The following is a 2,781-nucleotide window of genomic DNA, read 5'->3' as shown; positions in this document are numbered from 1 at the left end:
GCCCCCGGGCAGATTCGAACTGCCGACACCCGCTTTAGGAGAGCGGTGCTCTATCCCCTGAGCTACGGGGGCAACGCCAAAAGCTTAGCTTAAACGGCGCGGCCCGCTGGGCGGACAAGGTTCCGGCAGGGAAGGCGCCCCAAGGCAAGCGCGGAATGCAAGGCTGCGGGGCTAGCGGCTGTCCGGCGCGGGATGGCGCGTGAAGACTGCAACTGCGGCCGCGATCAGGCTCAATCCGAACAGAATGAATTTGGCAACGGTGAGGAAGCTTGCGAGCGAGGCGTCGCCCACCGGGTCCGTGGCCAGCATGGCGTCGACGGCGACATTCTCGCCCAGATCCGCCACCACATAAAGGACGACGACGGCCCACGCCAGCCAGCGCCAGAGCCGTAAGCGGATTTGCTGGCCCAGCAGGATCAGCCACGTAAACCCAAACAGCAGGGGAAAAATGGTGTCTGCCGTCTTGTGCCAGTAGTTGTACTGCCCGGCACCGTCTTCGCCGAACGCGGTACGCACCTGCTGGACGTAATCCGTGGAGTAGCCGCCGATGAGCGTATCGGGCATGGCCAGCCCGCCGGTCAACTGGGAGAACTGTGGCATCACCAGCAGGAACGAGTACCCCAGCAGGAATGCCGAGACCACCGCGCCGGCGATGACGATCAGGTTGGCGTTCCCGGACGCACGCTGGGGAGACCGGGTGCTGCCGGGAACAGAGCTGCCGGGTACCTTCCCGGCGGCGCTGCCTGCGGCCGGGGCCGCCGATGCGCCGTGCTTCTTCGCGCGCTGGGCTGGGGTTTTGGACATATGACCATTATGCCGGTGGCCGTGTCTCGTCGGCCGTGGGCGGAAGACGCCGTCCCCGTCCCGCAGTGTCGGTGGCGGCTAATAGACTTAAGGCACCATGGATTTCCTCACCGACCCGGCCTTTGATCCGCACGTTGCCTCTCCGCCCGCTCCGCATCTGCCCGGCGCCGAAGAGCTGCTCTCGGGGCTGAACCCGCAGCAGGAGGAAGCGGTCAAGCATGCCGGCTCCCCGCTGCTGATTGTGGCCGGAGCCGGATCCGGCAAGACCCGGGTGCTCAGCCACCGCATCGCGTACCTGCTGGCCACCCGCCGCGCGCGGCCGGGCGAGATCCTCGCCATTACGTTCACCAACAAGGCAGCGGCCGAGATGCGCGAGCGGATCGAGTCTCTGGTGGGGGATCCGGCCAAGCGGATGTGGATTTCCACCTTCCACTCGTCCTGCGTGAAAATCCTGCGCCGCGAGGCCAAGCATGTGGGGTTGAACTCCAACTTCTCCATCTACGACTCGGCCGACACCCTGCGAATGGTCAGCCAGGTGGCCAAGGGGCTGGATCTGGACCCGAAGCGGTTCCCGCCCAAGTCCATCCAGCACAAGATTTCGGCGCTGAAGAATGAATTGATCGACGACGAGTCGTACGCTTCCAGCGCCAACTATTCGGACCCGTTCGAGCAGGCCGTGGCCTCGGTCTACACCGGTTACACGCAGCGGATGCGCCAGGCCAATGCGATGGACTTTGATGACTTGATCGCCCAGGTGGTCTTTATCTTCCAGGCATTCCCGGCGATTGCGGACTCTTACCGGCGCCGGTTCCGCCACGTGCTCGTGGACGAATACCAGGACACCAACCACGCCCAGTACCGGCTGGTGCGGGAACTCACTCAGGAATCCGAGGACGGCTCGGTTCCCGCCGGCGAACTGACCGTGGTGGGTGACTCGGACCAGTCGATCTATGCCTTCCGCGGTGCCGACGTGCGCAACATCGTTGATTTCGAGAAGGACTACGGCAGCGCGCGCACCATTTTGCTGGAGCAGAACTACCGCTCCACCCAGACCATCCTGACCGCGGCCAACGCAGTGATCTCGCGCAACCCCAACCGCCCGGCTAAGCGGCTGTGGACCGCCGAGGGCGATGGCGAAAAGATCATCGGCTACGTGGGCGAAAACGAGCACGACGAGGCTCGCTTCATTACGGACGAGATCGACAGGCTGCAGGACTCCGAAGGGATCCGGCCCGGCGACATTGCGGTGTTCTACCGCACCAATGCGCAGTCGCGCTCGATTGAAGACCTGCTGGTCCGTGTGGGGCTGCCCTACAAGGTAGTCGGCGGCACGCGCTTCTACGAGCGCAAGGAAATCAAGGACGCGCTGGCCTACCTGCGGGTTCTGGTGAACCCGGACGACGTCGTCAACTTGCGCCGTATCCTCAACGAACCCAAGCGGGGAATCGGCGACCGTGCGGAGTACGCGGTCGCCGCGTTGGCGGAGCGGGACCGCGTGTCGTTCATGGACGCGCTGCGCCGTGCCGAGGAGGCGCCCGGCATGGCCACCCGGTCGGTGAAGGCTGTGGCCGGCTTCGTCAAGCTGATCGATGACCTGGCTGAGGTCGCGGCCGGATCCGGCGCCGCTGCTGCGCTTGAAGCAGTGCTGGAGCAGACCGGCTACCTGGCGATGCTGCGCCAGAGCAGCGACCCGCAGGACGAATCGCGGGTGGAAAACCTGGCCGAACTCGTGGCCGTGGTGCGCGAATACGAACGGGACAACCCGGAAGGGTCGCTGTCCGAGTTCCTGGAACAGGTGGCGCTGGTGGCCGACGCCGACCAGATCCCGGACGCCCCGGACGCCGAGGCGGCACAGTTCGCCCAGGACCAGGGCGTGGTGACGCTGATGACCCTGCACACCGCCAAGGGGCTGGAGTTCCCGGTGGTCTTCCTCACCGGTATGGAGCACGGGGTCTTCCCGCACCAGCGTTCCATGAC

2 protein-coding genes and 1 tRNA gene are annotated in these 2,781 nt (G+C 65.3%); 1 reads left to right on the top strand and 2 read right to left on the bottom strand.

Annotated features, from left to right (window positions below; translation table 11 throughout):
• Both AC5RWT_RS36395 and AC5RWT_RS36390 read right to left on the bottom strand, forming a co-directional pair.
• Positions 1–72, bottom strand: a tRNA-Arg gene (locus AC5RWT_RS36395).
• A 99-nt stretch (positions 73–171) separates the two neighbouring features.
• Entirely contained in the window at positions 172–804 is a 633-nt protein-coding gene (locus AC5RWT_RS36390) for a hypothetical protein (protein WP_494084464.1), read from the bottom strand.
• Between the two features lie 97 nt (positions 805–901).
• On the opposite strand from AC5RWT_RS36390, the gene AC5RWT_RS36385 reads away from it, so the two are divergent.
• A partial coding sequence (locus tag AC5RWT_RS36385) for a UvrD-helicase domain-containing protein (RefSeq protein WP_494084463.1) occupies positions 902–2,781 on the top strand: 1,880 nt, incomplete at its 3' end.

Source organism: Arthrobacter sp. Dra40 (assembly GCF_059091905.1).
This window is presented reverse-complemented; position numbering and strand designations above follow the sequence as displayed.

Excerpts from the sequence above, each read along its gene's own strand:
- AC5RWT_RS36390 (WP_494084464.1), bottom strand. The coding sequence starts at position 804 with ATGTCCAAAACCCCAGCCCAGCGCGCGAAGAAGCACGGCGCATCGGCG.